2 protein-coding genes are annotated in these 2,238 nt (G+C 68.1%); one reads left to right on the plus strand and one right to left on the minus strand.

Annotation, left to right across the window (positions count from 1 at the left end):
• Positions 1-55: 55 nt before the first annotated feature.
• Positions 56-1,318 carry an MFS transporter gene (locus tag U9R90_RS35610; protein WP_411061595.1) on the minus strand — a complete coding sequence of 421 codons (1,263 nt, stop codon included), beginning with the start codon at positions 1,316-1,318 and terminating at the stop codon, positions 56-58.
• 127 nt (positions 1,319-1,445) lie between these two features.
• Between U9R90_RS35610 and U9R90_RS35615 the strand changes: the two genes are divergently transcribed.
• Positions 1,446-1,958, plus strand: a complete 513-nt coding sequence (locus U9R90_RS35615; RefSeq protein WP_411061593.1) for a MarR family winged helix-turn-helix transcriptional regulator — start codon at positions 1,446-1,448, stop codon at positions 1,956-1,958.
• Positions 1,959-2,238 lie beyond the last annotated feature (280 nt).

Below are 2,238 nucleotides of genomic sequence, written 5' to 3' on the forward strand. Positions count from 1 at the left end.
ACGGGGTCTGGGGCGAGCCCCAGTTACGGGAAGGGGCGGGGTGGGGGACGACTCTCTAACCGGTCACTGAGACGGCAGCCGCACTCGCCGGGACCGAGGCCGCAGGCGTAACCGCCCGCGCCCGGTACGGGCAGTCCTGCGCGGGCGACAGGCGCCGCCCCAGCCGCAGCGCCAGCACCGTGATCCCCAGCGAGAACACCACGAACGTCACGATGTACGGACCGTGCAGCGACGCCCCCATGGGCCCACCCACCGCAGGCCCCACCGCCAACGCCAACTGCTTCACCAGCGCGAACGCGGAGTTGTACTGCCCGACCATCCCGTCCGGCGCCAGATCCGCCACCAGCGGAGCGACGGTCGGGGACAACATCGACTCCCCGAGCCCGAACAGCGCGTACGTGGAGATAAAGGCGGCCGTAGCCATCGCCTGGCTCCCGTGCCCCAGCCCCGCGTAGCCCGCCGCGAGCCACGCGACAGCCCAGAGGATCCCCACCGAGGCGATCACCCGCGACCGCCTGCGCCGCTCGACGAACCGCAGCACCACGAACTGCGCCAGCACGATGACCCCCGTGTTGGCAGCCAGCGCCACACCGAGCGTCGACGGCGAGATCCCGGCCGCCTCCACGCCGTACGCGGAGAGCCCGGACTCGAACTGCCCGTAGCAGGCAAAAAAGAGGACAAAACCGAGCACACACAGCTGCACCATCGCCCGATTGCCGACCAGCCGCTGCCAGCCACCCTTCGCCTGCGGCTTGGCGTCATCGATCCGCGGCTGCCGGGGCAGCCGTACGGTCGCCATCACCACGACCAGTACCAGGAACATCGTCGCCTCGATGCCGAAGAGCAGCGTGAAGTCCCACGGCCGCTGCCGCTTCACGATCTGGCCGCCGATCAGCCCACCGACACCCAGACCCAGGTTCTGCAGAAAGAACTGCATCGCGAAGGCCCGCGTCCGGGTCTCAGCCGTGGAGCACTCGACGATCATCGTCGCGAGCGCCGGCTGCATCACGGCCTGCCCCGCACCCAGCGTGGCGGCCGACAGCAGCACCAGCTCGGGGCTGGCGGCGAGCCCCAGACTCAGCGCACCGACGGCGGCGGTCACCAGGGCGGCGAGCAGCACCGGCAGCGGACCCCGCCGGTCGACGGCGCGACCGGTGAACGGCAGCACCACCAGCGCGGCCACGGCGAAGGCGGCCAGCACCAGGCCCGCCGTCGTAGGACCGAGACCCCGCACCTGCGCCACGTAGACGTACAGGAAGGGGACGGTAAAGCCGAGACCGAACGCACTGAGTGCGTTGCCCACGTGGATCCGGCGCATCGCGGCGCCCTTTGCCCTGGTCACGTTCACCTACCTTAGGAATGAAGACTTCGAAGCTAAAGTTCAGAGCTAAAGAGTAAGCATCTGAGGTCTTTAACGCAAAGTGGCCCCGTGCGACACTGGCCGCATGGTCGACACCCCCAGCCCCAACGAGCCGACACTCGAAGAACAGATCGCCGCCTACCAGCGAGAGTTCAAAGACCTGGACCCCCAGGTGGAGCAGGTCGTCTCGGCCCTCGGGCGGCTCCACCGCCGGATGAACGTCGCCTACGGCCGCCAGACCGCGACCCTCGGCATCAGCAACGCCGAGTGGGAGGTGCTCAAGGGCCTGGTCCTCTCCGGCGCCCCCTACCGGATGGGCCCCGGCGAACTGGCCAAGAGCCTCTGCCTCACCCCGGCCGCCATGACCCATCGCATCGACCGCATGGTCGCCGAGGGACTGGTCACCCGGGACCGCGACGAGACCAACCGGGTCCGCGTGATCATCGAGCTCACCGACGCGGGCCGGGAGAAGTGGCTGGAGGCGATGCGCCTCGCCACGGTCTTCGAGGAGGAGCTCCTCCAGGACCTGTCCAGCGAGGAGCGCGGAGCCCTCGGCGAGATGCTGACCCGCCTGCTGCGCAGGGTCGAAGAGAGTTGACAGGCCCTCTGCCGATCCGTAAGGTTCTTCGAGTTGTCGCGGAGCCGTAACGGTTCTGCGGCGGCCACTTCGCCGCAGATGCGGCAACCCAACTCTGCACGATCTCCCACCGGGAACAATTTCGGCATGCCGAAATTCGAACCGACTGACTCGATTATGAGTCAGGGAAGAAAGCCGCTAGAGTTTGGGACGTCGGAACGGCCCAACAGCCGGGAAGGCAAACCCCGCTGACTGGGGGTCAGGCCCGAAAGGATCTGATAGAGTCGGACTCGCCGGAAAG

The organism is Streptomyces sp. E11-3 (assembly GCF_046540415.1).
GTDB lineage: Bacteria > Actinomycetota > Actinomycetes > Streptomycetales > Streptomycetaceae > Streptomyces.